This is a genomic window from Streptomyces sp. NBC_01446 (assembly GCF_026340095.1).
In the GTDB taxonomy this organism is placed as follows: domain Bacteria; phylum Actinomycetota; class Actinomycetes; order Streptomycetales; family Streptomycetaceae; genus Streptomyces; species Streptomyces aureus.
In genome coordinates, this window is sequence record NZ_JAPEPO010000001.1 from 4,297,501 (window position 1) to 4,313,810 (window position 16,310).

General features: G+C 68.0%; 15 protein-coding genes and 2 rRNA genes (1 of these 17 running past the window's edge). 4 read left to right on the top strand and 13 right to left on the bottom strand.

The window, feature by feature from the left end; all coding sequences use genetic code 11:
• Together OG456_RS19280 and rrf are read left to right on the top strand one after the other, a co-directional pair.
• Positions 1 to 1,562 (top strand): 23S ribosomal RNA (locus OG456_RS19280) (it extends 1,562 nt beyond the left edge of the window).
• An 89-nt stretch (positions 1,563 to 1,651) separates the two neighbouring features.
• Positions 1,652 to 1,768, top strand: a 5S ribosomal RNA gene (gene rrf / locus OG456_RS19285).
• A gap of 87 nt (positions 1,769 to 1,855) precedes the next feature.
• Here rrf and OG456_RS19290 read toward each other — a convergent pair.
• Genes OG456_RS19290 through OG456_RS19305 form a run of 4 tightly spaced genes read right to left on the bottom strand, consistent with a single transcriptional unit; the run spans position 1,856 to position 5,520 of the window.
• Positions 1,856 to 2,518 carry a response regulator transcription factor gene (locus tag OG456_RS19290; RefSeq protein ID WP_266562620.1) on the bottom strand — a complete coding sequence of 221 codons (663 nt, stop codon included), beginning with the start codon at positions 2,516 to 2,518 and terminating at the stop codon, positions 1,856 to 1,858.
• Entirely contained in the window at positions 2,515 to 3,765 is a 1,251-nt protein-coding gene (locus OG456_RS19295; protein ID WP_266562622.1) for a sensor histidine kinase, read from the bottom strand. The genes OG456_RS19290 and OG456_RS19295 overlap by 4 nt, the downstream gene beginning before the upstream one ends.
• A 55-nt stretch (positions 3,766 to 3,820) precedes the next feature.
• Positions 3,821 to 4,594: an ABC transporter permease gene (locus OG456_RS19300; protein WP_266562624.1), complete on the bottom strand. Its 774-nt coding sequence runs from the start codon at positions 4,592 to 4,594 to the stop codon at positions 3,821 to 3,823.
• Complete coding sequence (locus OG456_RS19305) at positions 4,591 to 5,520, bottom strand: ABC transporter ATP-binding protein (protein WP_266562626.1); 930 nt, start codon at positions 5,518 to 5,520, stop codon at positions 4,591 to 4,593. The genes OG456_RS19300 and OG456_RS19305 overlap by 4 nt, the downstream gene beginning before the upstream one ends.
• 104 nt (positions 5,521 to 5,624) lie before the next feature.
• Here OG456_RS19305 and OG456_RS19310 point away from each other — a divergent pair, with 104 nt between their 5' ends.
• Positions 5,625 to 6,182, top strand: coding sequence for a GNAT family N-acetyltransferase (locus tag OG456_RS19310; protein ID WP_266562628.1), 558 nt, complete (start codon positions 5,625 to 5,627; stop codon positions 6,180 to 6,182).
• Between the two features lie 6 nt (positions 6,183 to 6,188).
• Here OG456_RS19310 and OG456_RS19315 read toward each other — a convergent pair whose 3' ends face one another.
• The 9 genes from OG456_RS19315 to OG456_RS19355 all read right to left on the bottom strand — a co-directional run bounded on the left by OG456_RS19315 (position 6,189) and on the right by OG456_RS19355 (position 15,661).
• Positions 6,189 to 7,712 (bottom strand): type VI secretion protein, encoded by a 1,524-nt coding sequence (locus OG456_RS19315; protein ID WP_266569341.1) that lies wholly within the window; start codon positions 7,710 to 7,712, stop codon positions 6,189 to 6,191.
• A 72-nt stretch (positions 7,713 to 7,784) separates the two neighbouring features.
• Positions 7,785 to 9,212, bottom strand: coding sequence for an ATP-binding protein (locus tag OG456_RS19320; protein ID WP_266562630.1), 1,428 nt, complete (start codon positions 9,210 to 9,212; stop codon positions 7,785 to 7,787).
• Positions 9,213 to 9,227: 15 nt separating this feature from the next.
• Entirely contained in the window at positions 9,228 to 10,787 is a 1,560-nt protein-coding gene (locus OG456_RS19325) for an SCO6880 family protein (protein WP_266562632.1), read from the bottom strand.
• A complete protein-coding gene (locus tag OG456_RS19330; protein WP_266562634.1) occupies positions 10,784 to 12,133 on the bottom strand; it encodes a hypothetical protein in 1,350 nt (449 codons plus the stop codon). Before OG456_RS19330 ends, OG456_RS19325 begins: the two co-directional genes overlap by 4 nt.
• On the bottom strand, positions 12,123 to 12,929 hold the full coding sequence (locus OG456_RS19335; protein WP_266562636.1) for a hypothetical protein: 807 nt from the start codon (positions 12,927 to 12,929) through the stop codon (positions 12,123 to 12,125). Before OG456_RS19335 ends, OG456_RS19330 begins: the two co-directional genes overlap by 11 nt.
• Before the next feature lie 143 nt (positions 12,930 to 13,072).
• On the bottom strand, positions 13,073 to 13,381 hold the full coding sequence (locus OG456_RS19340) for a hypothetical protein (protein ID WP_116512240.1): 309 nt from the start codon (positions 13,379 to 13,381) through the stop codon (positions 13,073 to 13,075).
• Between the two features lie 269 nt (positions 13,382 to 13,650).
• The gene (locus OG456_RS19345) at positions 13,651 to 13,884 is read right to left on the bottom strand and encodes a DUF397 domain-containing protein (protein ID WP_266562639.1); all 234 of its coding nucleotides are present in this window, start codon (positions 13,882 to 13,884) and stop codon (positions 13,651 to 13,653) included.
• A 725-nt stretch (positions 13,885 to 14,609) separates the two neighbouring features.
• Positions 14,610 to 14,804: a DUF397 domain-containing protein gene (locus OG456_RS19350; protein WP_266562641.1), complete on the bottom strand. Its 195-nt coding sequence runs from the start codon at positions 14,802 to 14,804 to the stop codon at positions 14,610 to 14,612.
• An 11-nt stretch (positions 14,805 to 14,815) separates the two neighbouring features.
• Positions 14,816 to 15,661, bottom strand: coding sequence for a helix-turn-helix transcriptional regulator (locus OG456_RS19355; protein WP_266562643.1), 846 nt, complete (start codon positions 15,659 to 15,661; stop codon positions 14,816 to 14,818).
• Between the two features lie 186 nt (positions 15,662 to 15,847).
• On the opposite strand from OG456_RS19355, the gene OG456_RS19360 reads away from it, so the two are divergent.
• Positions 15,848 to 16,288 (top strand): ATP-binding protein, encoded by a 441-nt coding sequence (locus OG456_RS19360; protein ID WP_266562645.1) that lies wholly within the window; start codon positions 15,848 to 15,850, stop codon positions 16,286 to 16,288.
• The last annotated feature ends 22 nt before the right edge of the window (positions 16,289 to 16,310 follow it).

Here is a 16,310-nt window from a genome sequence, read left to right on the forward strand (position 1 = left end):
CCGTGAAGCCGTTCCGGACCCTTCGGGGAAAGGAAAGTGGTGGAGCCGACGGACCAGACTTGTAGTAGGTGAGTGATGGGGTGACGCAGGAAGGTAGTCCAGCCCGGGCGGTGGTTGTCCCGGGGTAAGGGTGTAGGCCGTGTGATAGGTAAATCCGTCACACATTAAGGCTGAGACCTGATGCCGAGCCGATTGTGGTGAAGTGGATGATCCTATGCTGTCGAGAAAAGCCTCTAGCGAGTTTCATGGCGGCCCGTACCCTAAACCGACTCAGGTGGTCAGGTAGAGAATACCGAGGCGTTCGGGTGAACTATGGTTAAGGAACTCGGCAAAATGCCCCCGTAACTTCGGGAGAAGGGGGGCCATCACTGGTGAGAGGACTTGCTCCTCGAGCTGGGGGTGGCCGCAGAGACCAGCGAGAAGCGACTGTTTACTAAAAACACAGGTCCGTGCGAAGCCGTAAGGCGATGTATACGGACTGACGCCTGCCCGGTGCTGGAACGTTAAGGGGACCGGTTAGTGCACTTTCGGGTGTGCGAAGCTGAGAACTTAAGCGCCAGTAAACGGCGGTGGTAACTATAACCATCCTAAGGTAGCGAAATTCCTTGTCGGGTAAGTTCCGACCTGCACGAATGGCGTAACGACTTCTCGACTGTCTCAACCATAGGCCCGGTGAAATTGCACTACGAGTAAAGATGCTCGTTTCGCGCAGCAGGACGGAAAGACCCCGGGACCTTTACTACAGTTTGATATTGGTGTTCGGTTCGGCTTGTGTAGGATAGGTGGGAGACTTTGAACTCTGGACGCCAGTTCAGGGGGAGTCGTCGTTGAAATACCACTCTGGTCGTGCTGGATGTCTAACCTGGGTCCGTGATCCGGATCAGGGACAGTGTCTGATGGGTAGTTTAACTGGGGCGGTTGCCTCCTAAAGAGTAACGGAGGCGCCCAAAGGTTCCCTCAGCCTGGTTGGTAATCAGGTGTTGAGTGTAAGTGCACAAGGGAGCTTGACTGTGAGACCGACGGGTCGAGCAGGGACGAAAGTCGGGACTAGTGATCCGGCGGTGGCTTGTGGAAGCGCCGTCGCTCAACGGATAAAAGGTACCCCGGGGATAACAGGCTGATCTTCCCCAAGAGTCCATATCGACGGGATGGTTTGGCACCTCGATGTCGGCTCGTCGCATCCTGGGGCTGGAGTCGGTCCCAAGGGTTGGGCTGTTCGCCCATTAAAGCGGTACGCGAGCTGGGTTTAGAACGTCGTGAGACAGTTCGGTCCCTATCCGCTGCGCGCGCAGGAATATTGAGAAGGGCTGTCCCTAGTACGAGAGGACCGGGACGGACGAACCTCTGGTGTGCCAGTTGTCCTGCCAAGGGCATGGCTGGTTGGCTACGTTCGGAAAGGATAACCGCTGAAAGCATCTAAGCGGGAAGCCTGCTTCGAGATGAGTATTCCCACCCCCTTGAGGGGTTAAGGCTCCCAGTAGACGACTGGGTTGATAGGCCAGATCTGGAAGCCCGGTAACGGGTGGAGGTGACTGGTACTAATAGGCCGAGGGCTTGTCCTCAGTTGCTCGCGTCCACTGTGTTGGTTCTGAAACCACGAACAACCCCACGTTTGTCACAGAGCGTGGTGCGGTTGACAGTTTCATAGTGTTTCGGTGGTCATAGCGTGAGGGAAACGCCCGGTTACATTCCGAACCCGGAAGCTAAGCCTCACAGCGCCGATGGTACTGCAGGGGGGACCCTGTGGGAGAGTAGGACGCCGCCGAACTATTTTTGATAAAAAGCCTCATTCCCCGAGTGAAAACTCGGGGAATGAGGCTTTTTTGCGTTCCCGGCCATATAGCAAGCCGCAGATTCACGCCGGCTCCACCAGCTTCGCGTCGTACGCCACGATCACCGCCTGCACCCGGTCCCTGGCGCCCGTCTTCGCCAGAATGCGGCTCACATGCGTTTTCACCGTCGATTCGGCGAGGTGCAGACGTGCGGCGATCTCCGAATTCGTCCAGCCCTGGGCGATGACTGTGAGGATCTCGCGCTCCCGGTCCGTGAGGGCGGCGATCCGGGGGTCGGGGCCCTGGGGCGCGTTCGTGGCCGGCAAGTGCTGTACGTATGCGTCGAGGAGACGGCGCGTCAGGCTCGGGGCGACCACCGCGTCGCCTGTCGCCACCGCGCGGATCCCGGAGAGGAGCTCCTCCGGCAGCGCGTCCTTGACGAGGAATCCGGATGCTCCCGCCCGCAGGCCGTCGTACGCGTACTCGTCGAGGTCGAACGTCGTGAGGATCAGGACCCGGGTGCGGTCGCCGGACGCGACGATGCGGCGTGTGGCCTCGATGCCGTCGAGGCCCGGCATGCGGATGTCCATCAGGACGACGTCCGGGTGGAGACGTGCCGCGAGGCGCACCGCCTCGGCGCCGTCGCCCGCCTCGCCGGCGACCGTCAGGTCGTCCTGGCTCTCCAGCAGCATGCGGAAACCGAAGCGCTGCATGGGTTGGTCGTCGACGATGAGCACGCTGGTCACGGGGAGGGTTCCTTCGGGAGGTGGAGATGGACGCGCCAGCCGCCCGGGGGCGTGGGCAGCGGGCCTGCCTCAAGTGTGCCGTCGTAGAGGGAAGTTCGCTCGCGCATGCCGGTCAGGCCGCGTCCCGCGCCCGGCTTCGGCGCCGGGCCTCCGTGGCCCGTGTCCGTGACGCTGACGCGTACCCCGTCGTCCCCGTACGTGACGTCGACGGCCGCGGCGGCGCCCGGACCGGCGTGCTTGAGCGTGTTGGTGAGGGCCTCCTGCACGACCCGGTACACCGTCAGTTCCTTTCCGGGGGCGAGGGAGTCGGGCCGGCCGCGCAGTGCGAGACGTACGGGCAGGCCCGCCGCGCGGACCCCGTCGACGAGCCGGTCCAGGTCCGTGAGCGCCGGCTGAGGTGCCAACTGGGGTGTGGGCGTGACCTCTTCGCGCAGTACGTCGAGGAGGCGGCGCAGTTCCGCGAGAGCCTGGCGGCTTGTCGTGGCGATAGCCTCCAGTGCCTGTCCTGCGCGTTCAGGGTTCTTGGCCGCCGCGTAGGAGCCTCCGTCGGCGAGACCTGTGATGACGGAGAGGTTGTGGCCGATGATGTCGTGCATTTCGCGGGCGATGCGCGTGCGTTCCGCCGCCGCGGCGAGCTGGGCCTGCTGGTCGCGCTCGACTTCGAGTCGGCGGGCGCGCTCGACGAGGGACGACGTGTACTCCTGGCGGCTGCGGACAGCGATGCCGAGCAGCGCCACCAGGGTGATCGCCCATACCTGCGGGACGATCTGCTGGTCCCAACTGCCTTTCGGATAGCGGACGGCGCCCACGACGACCGGCGACAACGTCAGCGCGCAGGCGGCCGCGAGGAGCTTCAGCGGGCGGCGCAGCGCGACGTTGAACACGACGATGAGCTGGACCAGGGCCGCCTGGAGCAGCGCGCCCGTCCAGCTGTTGACGGCCCCGGCCGCCACCATCACCGCGAGTGCCGTCATCGGGCGCGTCCGGCGCCACAGCAGGGGCACCGTCAGCGCGAGGCTCAGGCACAGGACCAGCGGACCCGGTACGTCGGTGTTGTGGGCGATGTTGCGCCAGCCGCCGCCTGTGTAGTCGACGAGGGCGGCGATCACGAAGAAGCCCGTCAGGACCAGGTCCCAGCCGAGCGGGCGGCGCCGGTCGAAGGCGCGCACCCGCTCGGTGAGCCGCTGGACGTACGCGGTGAGGGGGAAGGGAGCTCGCTCCGGCCCCTGGGTCCTGTCGTCCGTCACCGGTTCATCCTCGTACACCGGTTCATCCTCGTACGGGAAAGGGTTCCGCGGGGGGTCATACGTCGCGGCGCCTGAGGAGCAGGGCCGCGGCCGTGAGGACCGCGGCGGCCCACAGCGTCAGGGAGAGGAGGCCCATGGCGGGGGAGACCGCGCCGACGAGGTGGGTGGCGGAGCCGAGGGATGCGGCGGACTGGGTCGGGAAGTGGTTCACGGCGCTGTCCACGGCGTCGTACGGGAGCATGCCGAGGATCTCGGGGAGGATCAGCGCGGCGCCGACGAACGCGCCGATCGCGGCCGGGACCGAGCGGAGCAGGGCGCCGAGGCCGAGGGCGATCAGGCTCATCAGGGTGATCCCGGCGGCGTTGCCCGCGAGGGCGCCGAGGACGCCCGGGTCGGTGAGCGAGGTCGCCTTGTCGCCGTCGGAGAGCCAGATCTGCGCGACGAGGAACGTGATCACGTTCGTCAGGAAGCCCAGGGCGAACGCTACGGCCGCGAACACGCCGGCCTTGGACCACAGGACGGGCACCCGGCGCGGGACCGCCGTCAGGGACGCGCGGATCATGCCCGTCGAGTACTCGCCGGCCGTGACCAGGATGCCGAGGACGGCGACGCAGAGCTGTGAGAGCTGGGTGCCGAGGAGGACGAAGACGACCGTGTCGATCTCGGAGTCGTCGCCGTCATAGGTCGAGCCCATGGTGATGCCGACGGCGAGGACGAGGGCGCTCGCGACGGCGAGGGTGATCCACGTGGAGCGCAGGGTCCAGAACTTGTGCCACTCGGAGCGCAGCACGCGGGGCGTGGTGACGCGGTAGGGGACTGCGGTGGTCATGCTGCTGCTCCCGTCATGGCGGTGGCCTGGTACTCGACCGAGTCATGTGTGAGGTCCATGAACGCCTGCTCCAGCGAGGCGGTCCGCGGGGTGAGTTCGAAGAGTGGGATGCCGTGCGTGGCGGCTGTGCGGCCGATCTGCGGGGCGTCGGCGCCGCGGATGTGCAGGGTGTCGGGGGACTCGCCGGTGACTTCGACGCCGGGATCGCCGGACAGGAGCTCGCGCAGGCGGACGGCTTCGGGCGTGACGACCTTGACGTAGGCCGCGCCTGATTCGCGTACGAGGTCGGCGACGGTGGTGTCGGCGAGGAGGCGGCCGCGGCCGATGATGACGAGGTGGTCCGCGGTCAGGGCCATCTCGCTCATCAGGTGCGAGGACACGAGGACCGTACGGCCTTCCGCGGCAAGGGACTTGAGGAGGTTGCGGACCCACAGGACGCCCTCCGGGTCGAGGCCGTTGACCGGCTCGTCCAGGATGACGGTGGCCGGGTCGGCGATGAGCGCGGCCGCGATGCCGAGGCGCTGGCCCATGCCGAGGGAGAAGCCCTTCACGCGCTTTCCCGCGACGTCGGTGAGGCCGGTGAGAGCGAGGACGTGGTCGACGCGGGAGCGCGGCACGCCGTGCGTGTGGGCGAGCGCCATGAGGTGGTGGAACGCGGTGCGGCCCGGGTGGATCGATCGGGCCTCCAGGAGGGCGCCGACCTCGCGGAGGGGCGCGGTGTGGGCGGCGTAGGCGCGGCCGCCGACGGTGGCGTGGCCCGCGGTGGGGGTGTCGAGGCCGAGGAGCATGCGCATGGTCGTGGACTTGCCGGCGCCGTTCGGGCCGAGGAAGCCAGTGACGGTGCCCGGGTTGACCGTGAAGGTGAGGTCCTGGACGACGGTCTTGTCGCCGTAGCGTTTGGTGAGTCCGTGTGCCCTGATCGTCATGCTCCGAAGGTAGGGAGAGGGGCGGGGACGGGGCGTCCGACCGCGGTCCGGAGCTGCCGAAATGCCGTAGTACCCCGGTACGACGGTCCCGTAGGGTCCGGCCCATGGAGCCTGCCGAGAAGTACGTCGTACGTCCTGTCCGGTCCCAGGAGTGGGAGGCGGTGCGGGAGATCCGGCTCGCCGCCCTGCGTGACCCGGCGGCTCCGATCGCCTTCCTGGAGACGTACGAGACCGCCGTCGCGCGGCCCGAGGAGTTCTGGCGGGAGCGGGCCGGACGGTTCGAACTCGACGGTTCGGGAAACCAGTTCGTCGCCGAGGGAGCGGACGGCCGGTGGTGGGGGTCCGTGACCGTGCGGGTGGAGGAGGCCGGGGCGCCGCTCGCGTTCGGCGACACGAGCGACGTGCGGCAGGCGCATCTCGTCGGCGTGTACGTGCGGCCCGAGCACCGGGGGAGCGGCGTGACCGAGGCGCTGTTCCTGGCGGCCGTGGAGTGGGCGCGCTCGCTGGAGGGTCTTGAGCGCGTACGGCTGTACGTGCACCAGGACAACGCGCGGGCGCAGGCGTTCTACCGGCGGTTCGGCTTCGGCCGCAGCGGGGCGAGCGTGGCGGTGCCGGGCGACTCGTCGAAGGTCGAGTACGAGATGGTGCTGGAGGGGCGGTAACAGGCCTTAAGGGGACGGGAGTTCGGCGTGCGGCCAGCGGGCCCGGCCCTGCTCCCGGGACCGGAGGAGGGCCAGGGTCGGCAGACCCTGGTCCGCTCCGGTGGACAGCAGCTCCGGAAGCTGGGGAAGCGGAGCCACCGCGGCGACGTCGTCGAGGACGAGCGTCATTGGTGGGTCGAGCCGACCGGCAGATGACCGTTCGGCCATGCGCCGGCCGTGCTCGACCACGCTTGAGGCGAGGGCCGTGAGGAGGGGCATCGCGCCCGGGTCCGCCTTGGGATCCTCGATGGCTTCACCCACCACATAAAGCGTGCCCCCTTCGTTCACGAAGGAATCCAGGGTGAGCGCATCAGTTCGGTTTGGGGTGCAGGCCTCGCGGATGTGGACGGAGAACAGAGAGGACAGTGCGCGGGTCGTCAACTCCTGTGCCATGTCCCGGCGTTCGGGGTGCGAGGTGAGCGCGGCCTCCAGCTCGCCAGCGGAGCCGGCCGCCGCCTTCGGGCTCGTACGCAGGATGCGTACGGCCTCCTGGACCTGGGTGCCCTGCGCCCAGCGGTGCACGTGCCGGAACAGCTTCGCGTCCACGGCGGCGGCGTGCAGAAAGCTGCGCAGCAGCGTCTCCGCCGTGTCGGCGGTGGCCGTGTCGAGTTTGGCGGTGGGCCGGATCGGGGCGAGGAGGGCGGCCGCCCGGGACGCGGCCGTGGGCTTGTCCTCGCAGCCCTGGGCCGGGTTCCAGTGGAGGCGGGCCGGGGTGTCGCACAGGTGGGTGGGGTCGTAGACGAGGACGGGGCCGAGCTTCGACCTGGCGTCCTTGGTCTCCGCCCAGACACTCGCCGACGACGTGACGACGAGGACGGGACCCTCGGCGTCCCTGATGGCCTGAATGGCCCGCGGGGCACGGGTCTCGGCGGGCCCGAGGACGACGGGACCGCGGGGGGCGGGGACGGTCGTGGGGGCGGCCGGGGCGGCGGGACTCTCGTGACGCTCCTGCTTCTCCTGCTTCTCGTGATTCTCATGGGGCTCCGGCCCGGCTGCCGGGACCTCGGAGACCGTGGCCCGGGGGGCGGGGTCGGCCACGGGCGCCGGCTCGGCCGAACGAGCAGCGGCCGCTTCCGCCCGGCGCCTTCGCCGTACGGCCCGCCACCGTGCCACCGTCCCCGCGACGAACACCGTGAGCACGATCAGCACAAGCACCTGGCCGATGAACAGGCCCCAGAACAGCCCGTACCCGGAGAGCTGCCCGTCCGGGGTGTCCGGCCAGGCGCCCGGCAGGTCGTGCGGGCGGCCGATGAGGGCGCGCATCGCCACCGGCGTGTGGCGGATCGTCACGCCGTCCGGCCAGGCGCCCTGGGAGAACAGGCCCGACAGGCCCGTCGCCGTCCACACCATGACGGTCATGCCGAGCAGGAACGCGAGCACGCCGAGGAGCAGCCCGTCGGGAATGCCGCGTTCCCGTTCCCGCGGGGCGGGGCCACCCCGGCCCCGGTCCCCGTACCTGTCGTCCTGCTCGTAGGCGTCGTGCCGCCGCATGCCGCTCTCGCTCTCGCCGAGCCCCACCAGTAACTTCCCAGACCTCAGACCTCAGGCCACCGACCTCAGACCTCAGGCCACCGTCGACTCCGACGAGTCCTTCAGCCGGTCGCCCAGGTGCTGTTCCACGAAGGCGGCCGCCCGCTCCTCCGCCTCCAGGTCGGCGGCGCGCATGGCGTCGTCGCCGAGCGTCTCGGCGGAGGACTCCGTCATGGCGCGGTCGGTGAAGACCAGGGGCCGTTCCGTCTCGGTGATGAGGTGCTTCACGACCTGGACGTTCCCGTTCACGTCCCAGACCGCGATGCCCGGGGTCAGCGAGGGGATGATCTCCACGGCCCAGCGTGGCAGGCCGAGTACGAGACCGGTGGCCCGTGCCTCGTCGGCCTTCTGGGCGTAGATGGTCCTGGTCGAGGCCATCTTCAGGATCGCGGCCGCCTCCTTGGCCGCGGCCCCGTCCACCACGTCACTGAGGTGGTGGACGACGGCCACGAACGACAGACCGAGGCGCCGGCCGAACTTCAGGAGCCGCTGGAACAGCTGTGCCACGAAAGGCGAGTTGATGATGTGCCACGCCTCCTCCACCAGGAAGATGCGCTTCTTGCGGTCCGGCCGGATCCAGGTGTGCTCCAGCCACACACCCACGATCGCCATCAGAATCGGCATCGCGATGGAGTTGCGGTCGATGTGGGAGAGGTCGAAGACGATCAGCGGGGCGTCGAGGTCGATACCGACCGTCGTCGGACCGTCGAACATGCCGCGCAGGTCACCGTCCACGAGACGGTCGATGACGAGGGCGACATCAAGTCCCCACGCCCGTACGTCGTCTATGGCCACGTTCATCGCTTCCGCCGACTCGGGTTCCGGGTGGCGGAGCTGCTCGACGATGTCGGTCAGGACGGGCTGGCGCTCGACGATGGTCTCGTTGACGTAGGCGTGCGCCACCTTGAGGGCGAAGCCCGAGCGCTCGTCGAGGCCGTGCCCCATGGCGACCTCGATGATCGTCCGGAGCAGGGCGAGCTGCCCGGTCGTCGTGATCGCCGGGTCGAGCGGGTTGAGCCGGATCCCCATGTCCAGAGCGGCCGTCGGATCCAGCCGGATGGGAGTTATACCCAGCTCCTGGGCGATGAGGTTCCACTCGCCGACCCCGTCCTCACCCTGCGCGTCGAGGACGACGACCTGGCGGTCCTTGAACCTCAGCTGCCGCAGGACGTACGTCTTCTCCAGCGCGGACTTGCCGTTGCCGGACTCGCCGAGGACCAGCCAGTGCGGGGCGGGCAGCTGCTGCCCGTACAGCTGGAAGGGGTCGTAGATGTAACCCTTGCCGGAGTACACCTCGCGGCCGATGATGACGCCCGAGTCGCCGAGGCCGGGGGCGGCCGTCGGCAGGTAGACGGCCTGGGCCTGCCCCGTCGACGTACGGACCGGAAGCCGGGTCGTCTCCACCTTCCCGAACAGGAAGGAGGTGAAGGCGTCCGTGGCCATGGACAGCGGATCCCGCATCTCAGAGCCCTGCCTCTACCGTCGGATGCCGGTCGCGAACGGCAATGTGTTGACGAAGGCCCTGTGGTGCTCGCGGTCGCACCACTCCAGCTTCAGATAGGACTTGCCGGCGGAGGCGCGGATCGTGCGCTTGTCGCGCGCGAGGCTCTCCGGCGAGCGGGAGGAGACGGTGATGTAACCGACGAGGTTGACCCCGGCCGCGCCGCTCGCGAGGTCCTCGCCGCGCTGGTCGAGGCGGGTGTTGGCGGCGACGTCACGCGGGTCGACGGTCCGGTTCATCTTGGCGGCGCGGCTGGCCTCCGCCTCGTCGTTCGTCTTCTCCGTGAGCATCCGCTCGATGGCGACCTCGGTGGGTTCCAGGTCCATCGTGACGGCCACGGTACGGATGACGTCGGGGGTGTGGACGAGGAGCGGCGCCAGGAAGTTCACGCCGACCGGCGTCATCGGCCACTCCTTGACCCAGGCGGTGGCGTGGCACCAGGGCGCGCGCGTCGACGACTCACGCGTCTTGGCCTGGAGGTACGTCGGCTCCATCGCGTCGAGTTCAGCCGGCCAGGCATTGCGCTTGGTCATGGCCTGAATGTGGTCGATCGGATGATCCGGGTCGTACATGGAGTGCACGAGCGAGGCGAGCCGCCCCTGCCCGAGCGGCTGCCGCACCCGGATGTCGGCCTCCTGGAGGCGCGAGCAGATGTCGGTCAGCTCGCGCGCCATGACGACCGCGAGCCCGGCGTCCCGGTCGACCTTGCGGCCGCTGTGGGGACGGGCCGCGCGGGCCATGGCGTGCGCCTCGGCGGCCAGCTCGCGGGTGTAGTGCATGCAGGCCACGAGGTAGGCGCGGTGCTGCTCGCTGCTCGTCGACACCATCGACTGGAGCTGGTTGTACGACTGCTGCAGCCAGCCCGGCGTGCGGTCGTCCCCGCGCACGGCGACGTCCTTGGCGTGCGCGTCGGGGTCGGCGGGGAGCGTACGGGCGAGCATCTGCAGCCGCGTGACGAAGCCGTCCCCATTGGCGACGTGCTTCAGGAGCGTCCCGAACCGGTCGACCAGCGCCTCCTGGTCCTCACTGTCCCGCAGCCCGACGCCGGGCCCCTCGATCTCGATCGCGGCCGTGACCGTCCGCCGGTCGGCGTGCAGCAGCACGGCGATCTCGTCCGGCCCGAACGGCGCCGCCAGCCACGTCAGCCGGCCGATGCCGGGCGGCGGCCCGATCTCCACCTCGCGCCCGTCGAGTCGGACGCCGGCGTCCATGGCCCGCGACCGGTACGTCGTGCCGCGCTTCAGCTGCCGCTTGTAACTGCGGTTGATCTCGAACCACTTGTAGAAGGTGCGGTGCTTGTACGGGATGTAGACGGCCGCGAGCGCGATCAGCGGGAAGCCCAGGAGCAGCGTGATGCGCAGGGACAGGGCGGGGACGAGAAGCCCGCACATCATGCCCAGGAAAGCGCCCCCGATGATGAGGGCGATCTCGCCGGTCTCGCGGTTCTTGCCGACGATGGCGTTCGGCCGGGCACGGCCGATCAGATACGTACGGCGGGGCGTGACCGATGGGGACATATGGGACTGGGTCGTCAACGCCCTGCACCTCCTTGCCGATTGCTGTTGCCGGTGTTACCGCCGCCACGCGTATTGCTCGCGTGCGGCGTGTTCGTGGGACTCGTACGGGGCGGGGGTGCGGCGGAGGGGACAGATCCGCCGCCACCGCCACTGCCCCCGGAGGAGGGGCGTGTGCTGTGTGCGGCCACGCCTCCCGACACGGGGTTCGCGGGGCGGGCCTGGGACTGGCCGCCACCGCTGCCGCCGCCACCGTCCGCGCGGGCGCTGTGCGTCTTGATGCCCTGCGAGACGAGTGCGGCGGGTGAACTGATGACTGCGGCCGCCTTGCTCTCGGCGCCGCGCATGATGCGGTTGTTACGGCCGTTGGCGATCTCGTCGCCGAAGCCGGGTACGAAGCGGTAGATCATGCCGCTGGCGAAGATCGCGAGCAGCACGATGGCGAGACCGGACACGACGGCGGCGAGGGAGTCCGGCCCTTCCGACCCGGACAACGCGCCGGCCAGCCCGAGCACGATGACGATCACCGGTTTCACCAGGATCACGGCGATCATCACGCCGGCCCAGCGGCGGACGTGCCCCCACAGGTTCTTGTCGACGAGACCGGCGTAGACGACGACGCCGAGCAGCGCGCCCACGTACAGCAGCACGGCCCGCAGATACAGCTCCAGGTACAGCACGCCCGCGGCGAGGATCGACACGAGCGAGACGACGATCAGCATGATCGGCCCGCCCCCTATGTCGTCGCCCTTCTTCAGCGCACCGGAGAACGTCCCGAAGAACGCGTCCGTCTGATCTCCCGTCGCCTTCGCCAGCACATCCGAGACACCGTCCGTCGCGGATACGACGGTGTAGAGGATCAGCGGCGTGAACGCGGACGCGATGACCGTGAGCCAGAGGAACCCGATGGCCTCGGAGAGGGCGGTGCCGAGGGGGACACCCCGGACGGCCCTCTTGGCCACGGCGAGCAGCCACAGCAGCAACGTGAGAATCGCCGACGCCGCGAACACGATGGCGTACTGCTGGAGGAACTTCGGGTTGGTGAAGTCGACGTTGGCGGTCTGCTTGATGGACTTGCTGAGCATGTCCACGGTCCAGGACGCGGCGTCGGCACAGCCCTTGGCGAGGGAGGAAAGGGGGTCCAGGGGGTTGGTGGTGCCGGGGGGTGTGGCGGGGGATCCGCCACCTCCGGATTTACCGTTGCCGCGTTCGCAGTAGGCCTTGGCGGGGCCGTGGATCAGATCGCACGGATCGTTCGAGCGCTTCGGGTCTGGCGCTGCATAGGCACGCGTAGCCAACAGGAACGCGGCGGTCTGCACAGCCGTGATGGCAGTGGTGAGCTTGAGCATGTGCCGCTTAGCGGGCATACGTGAACCCTCCGTACCCCTCGACCGCGTTCGCGATCTCGTCAGAGCTGGAGGCCCGCTCGTCGCCCGGGACCGGGGCGGGGCCGTCCTTCTGGGAGTGCGTGACGATCTTCCAGTCCCCGCCGGTCCACTCGAGCTTCATGGAGATGGTGAACCAACTGTTCGTGACCGGGTTCTTCGAGTTCTCTCCAGCCATACCGAGCAGCCCGCTGCACCAGACGGCGACGTTCGCCGTGCTTGCCGAGTAGCCGGTCGCCTTGGTTCCGATCGGGGTGGTGCGCGAGACGAAGGTGTAGCCCTGGGGCGACGATCCGTCCTTATTGAGTCCGACGTTCGTGTTGAACTCGGGGGAGTAGGCCTTGTCGAGGGTGTCCTCGAAGCCGGTCACGCGGGAGGGGGTGATGACCTCTTGGAGAATGCGGTTTCGTTGAGCTTTGTTGAACATCTCCGCAGAACCGAGCTGAACCGCATAATTCGCGGCAGCGCTCTGCGCCCCCTGCTTGTCGTGGGCGAACCCGGATGTGACCGCCTTTGTCCCCGTAGGGGCAGTCGGAGACGTATCCGGCTTCTTCGCGTCGCCGTCGTCCGATGAGGAATCGCCCCGGTTCGCGAAGGCGATCGCCGCGATGAGGAGGACCACTACTCCGACCACCGTGATGAGGCTGCGCGACGAAGAGCGGGCAGGTCTGCGCGCAGCGCCCCCGTACATGTCGCCCTGCCCCCCGTCGGGCAGGCGCGTACGGGTCTGACCTGTGCCTCCGTAGAGGTCGTCGTCGTTGCCGTCGCCCGGACTCATCCCGCGTACGCCCCCTCAGGCTCGTGCTGAACCGCCACGTACGACGGTAGCCGCGCTGCTTTCCGCGCGGGCGCGGTGTAGTGACTCGACATCAGGGAGTTGCAACCTCAGTGCAGATGAGACCGGAGCGGGCGGAACAGGGGCTAGATCGCCATGCCGTACACGATGGTGAAGAGCGTGCCGAGTGAGCCGATGATGAATACGCCGGTCAGGCCCGCGATGATGAGGCCCTTGCCCTGCTCGGCGCTGAAGGTGTCGCGCAGGGCCGTCGCGCCGATCCGTTGCTTGGCCGCGCCCCAGATGGCGATGCCCAGGCACAGCAGGATCGCCACCGCCATCACGACCTCGACCATCACCTGTGCTTCCTTGCCCAGGTTCTGGAATGGGCCCCAGTCGGGGGCGATCCCGCCGATGATGGTGTCGATGTTGCCCTTGCCGGCTGCCAGCAGCATGTGTAACTCACCGCCCCAAGTGGGTAGTTCTGTCGCCCCCGCCGCAGCGCAGAGGTCAGGCCCATTCTTGCCCAGATCGCCGCGGATGCCTGCCGACTTGGCGCCATTCCTTGGCTGAGTTCCAACGTCTTCACAGGGTTGCGTATACGACGGAACGTATGGTCACTCTGTGTATCACGCTGCGTCACTCCGGGCAATGAACGCCAGGTCTGCGCCGTGACCTGAGGGGTGACGATTCGTTGGCCACTCACCGGCCATCGACGGACGCGTCAGGCGCCCTCGGCGAAGTGGTCGAACTCGCCCGCCTGTACGCCCAGCACGAAGGCGTCCCATTTCTGGCGCGTGGTCGTGACGACCGTTTCAGGGGCGGAGGTCTCGCGTAGGTACACCTGATCGTCCGGGCCGAACGCGATCTCGATCCAGGGGCCTTGCCCGGTCGCGTCCTCGGGGGCGGCGCGGGTCCAGTCGAGCTGGGTGGGGGGCGGGGTTCCGTCGTGGGGCATGGGGCGTCCTTCCCAGAGGTCACCGATGAAAAGCGGATGGGGTGGCTGGGGCCCATGGGTGGTTGCCGGCGGCCTCCGTACGCCGTCCTCTTGTCCGCGGCGAGGTGGGGGCTGACTTTCGTCGCCTGATGTTCGTACGGGGGAGGGGGGTTCCTCATTCGCTCCGACCACCAATGGGCTCCCGGCCAAGAAGGACAAAGACCAAAGACGGCGGCTACGGGGAGGGAGGGGAAGGGCGGGGTGGGCTGCCGGGTGCGGGCCGGTTCGTATGCGGGGGCGGGTGGGGGGCGTGGGTTGGTGGGGGTGGGGCCGCTGAGTTCTTCGTCGGTGGGAGCGGAACTGGCCCGAATCTGCCAGTCATGAGAGCGCTGCCAGGAGGGCGCTGCCCCTAGCTGGGCATTCGTGGAGGGCGCCTGGGGCGTGCCGTCCACTATGGATACGAGTGGCAGATCTCGGCCTCCGGAGCGGTCATCTGCCCTCCCCGGACGGGCCGCAGCCGCGACTGAGACGCCAGGCCGCCCCACCACCCGCCGCGTGCTCTTCTTGCTGTTGCTGCCTGCTTTGCGTCTTTTGTTCCTCGGCGGTCCGGGGCCCATTGGGGGTTGAAGGAAAATTTGGCTCCCCCCAACCCAGTACGAAGATCAGCCGACGAAAGTCAGCCCCCACCGAGCTGCGGACAAAAGGACGGCGTACGGAGGCCGCCAGCAACCACCCAGTTACCCCAGCTACCCAATCTGCTTTTGATCGGTAACCCGCACCCGCCGCACCAGAGCGGCGAAGGCGGCGGGGGTGGCGGTGAGTATCGCTCCGCTGGGGTCGGCGGATTCGGTCATGTGGACCGCGCCGGCGTGTGCGGCCACGTGGACACAGGAATCGCCTTGCGCGCAGTAAGACGACTTCTGCCAGGTGAGGTTGGACATGCCTCTTCCCTTCACAGGTGCTGGGCGATGTTGTGGATGAAATCCCTCGACTCCTTGGGAGTCAGGGCGATGGCTTCCATGCGTTCGATGAGGACGCGGTACTTGGTGAGCTGGGCCTCGGCGTCGAGGAATACCGGTCCGTGGGACTGGTCGAGGTGAACGGTGTCGAGCAGGGGCGCGGGGCCATGGGAGTAGAAGATCGACTGTCCTGATCCCGCGAAGGAGCCCGCGGCGAAAGGGATCACCTGGATCGTGACGTGTTCGCGCTCGCTCATGTCGATCAGGTGCTGGAGCTGACGCTCTGTCACTGTGGTGCCGCCGAGCTGCATGCGCAGGGCGGCCTCGTGAATGATCGCCTGGTAAGGGGTCGGGTCGCTGCGGAAGATGACGGCCTGCCGCTTGAGGCGGAAGGAGACCCGGTGCTCGATGTCGGGTGGCGACATCTCCGGTACGTCCTGCCGGAAGATCTCCCGCGCGTGGTCCAGGGTCTGGAGCAGGCCTGGGATATGAACGGTGATGGCGGTCCGTATGCGCCTGGCGTGGTGCTCGACCTCGGCTAGATCGAGCAGTGCGGCAGGCAGCGTCTCGCGGTACTCCTCCCACCAGCCCCGCGTCCGGTCGGTGGTCATGTCGCTGAGGGCTTGTACGAAGGCCTTGTTCGAGCAGTCGTAGTGGCAGGCGAGTGTGCGTACGCGCTCGGCGCTCACGCCCACACGACCGGCCTCCATGTTGCTGACCTGAGTCTGCTTGATGCCCATGAGTTGACCGGCTTCGGTCGCGGTCAGGCCAGCCCGCTCACGGAGTTTGCGCAGCTCGGTGCCAAATCGGAGTTGGCGCCCCGTCGGGTTGGTCCGCACGGCTTTCCCGGTCTCCTTCACTCACAGGAGTGGCAGTGAACCCAGTTTATGGAATTCGGTTAATGCATTCACTGTCGCTCGCTACCTTAACGATCAGGCGCCAGCCCAGAAGCACCCCGCTCGACGGAGCGGCCTGGTCACTGGGCCCCCATGAAGTCCAACTCCCCACCGCACCCGGAGACTTCCATGACCACCGTATCCCCGCCCCCCTGGACCTACGCCCTCCATCTCCCCCACGACCCCCGCGCCCCCGGCATCGCCCGCGCCGCTCTCCGCGTCATCCTCGACGCCCACGGCCTCTCCGACCTCACCGACGACGCCGAACTCCTCGCCTCCGAACTCCTCACCAACGCTCACCTCCACACCACCGGTTCCTACGCCCTGCGCCTCACTCCCTCCGCGGTCGATCCGGTGCGGCTGCGCGTCGCCGTGTGGGACGCGAGCCCGCAGATTCCGCCGGGGTTCGGGCCCGTCCGCAACGGTGACCTGCCACCCGAGTCCGCGGAGCACGGCCGCGGCCTGCATCTGGTGCGGGCCTGCGCGGACGCGTGGGGCGCGTACACGCTCGCCGGAGGCCATGCCGGGAAGCTGCTGTGGGCGGAGTGCGCGGGTGGGCGTGGACGGTGAGGGCCGTAAGCGCCGGGTGCTG

Coding starts and splice junctions, on each gene's coding strand:
- OG456_RS19300 (WP_266562624.1), bottom strand. CDS start 4,594: ATGACCACCGCAGTCCCCTACCGCGTCACCACGCCCCGCGTGCTGCGC.
- OG456_RS19305 (WP_266562626.1), bottom strand. CDS start 5,520: ATGACGATCAGGGCACACGGACTCACCAAACGCTACGGCGACAAGACC.
- OG456_RS19310 (WP_266562628.1), top strand. CDS start 5,625: ATGGAGCCTGCCGAGAAGTACGTCGTACGTCCTGTCCGGTCCCAGGAG.
- OG456_RS19315 (WP_266569341.1), bottom strand. CDS start 7,712: ATGCGGCGGCACGACGCCTACGAGCAGGACGACAGGTACGGGGACCGG.
- OG456_RS19320 (WP_266562630.1), bottom strand. CDS start 9,212: ATGCGGGATCCGCTGTCCATGGCCACGGACGCCTTCACCTCCTTCCTG.
- OG456_RS19330 (WP_266562634.1), bottom strand. CDS start 12,133: ATGCCCGCTAAGCGGCACATGCTCAAGCTCACCACTGCCATCACGGCT.
- OG456_RS19335 (WP_266562636.1), bottom strand. CDS start 12,929: ATGAGTCCGGGCGACGGCAACGACGACGACCTCTACGGAGGCACAGGT.
- OG456_RS19340 (WP_116512240.1), bottom strand. CDS start 13,381: ATGCTGCTGGCAGCCGGCAAGGGCAACATCGACACCATCATCGGCGGG.
- OG456_RS19345 (WP_266562639.1), bottom strand. CDS start 13,884: ATGCCCCACGACGGAACCCCGCCCCCCACCCAGCTCGACTGGACCCGC.
- OG456_RS19350 (WP_266562641.1), bottom strand. CDS start 14,804: ATGTCCAACCTCACCTGGCAGAAGTCGTCTTACTGCGCGCAAGGCGAT.
- OG456_RS19360 (WP_266562645.1), top strand. CDS start 15,848: ATGACCACCGTATCCCCGCCCCCCTGGACCTACGCCCTCCATCTCCCC.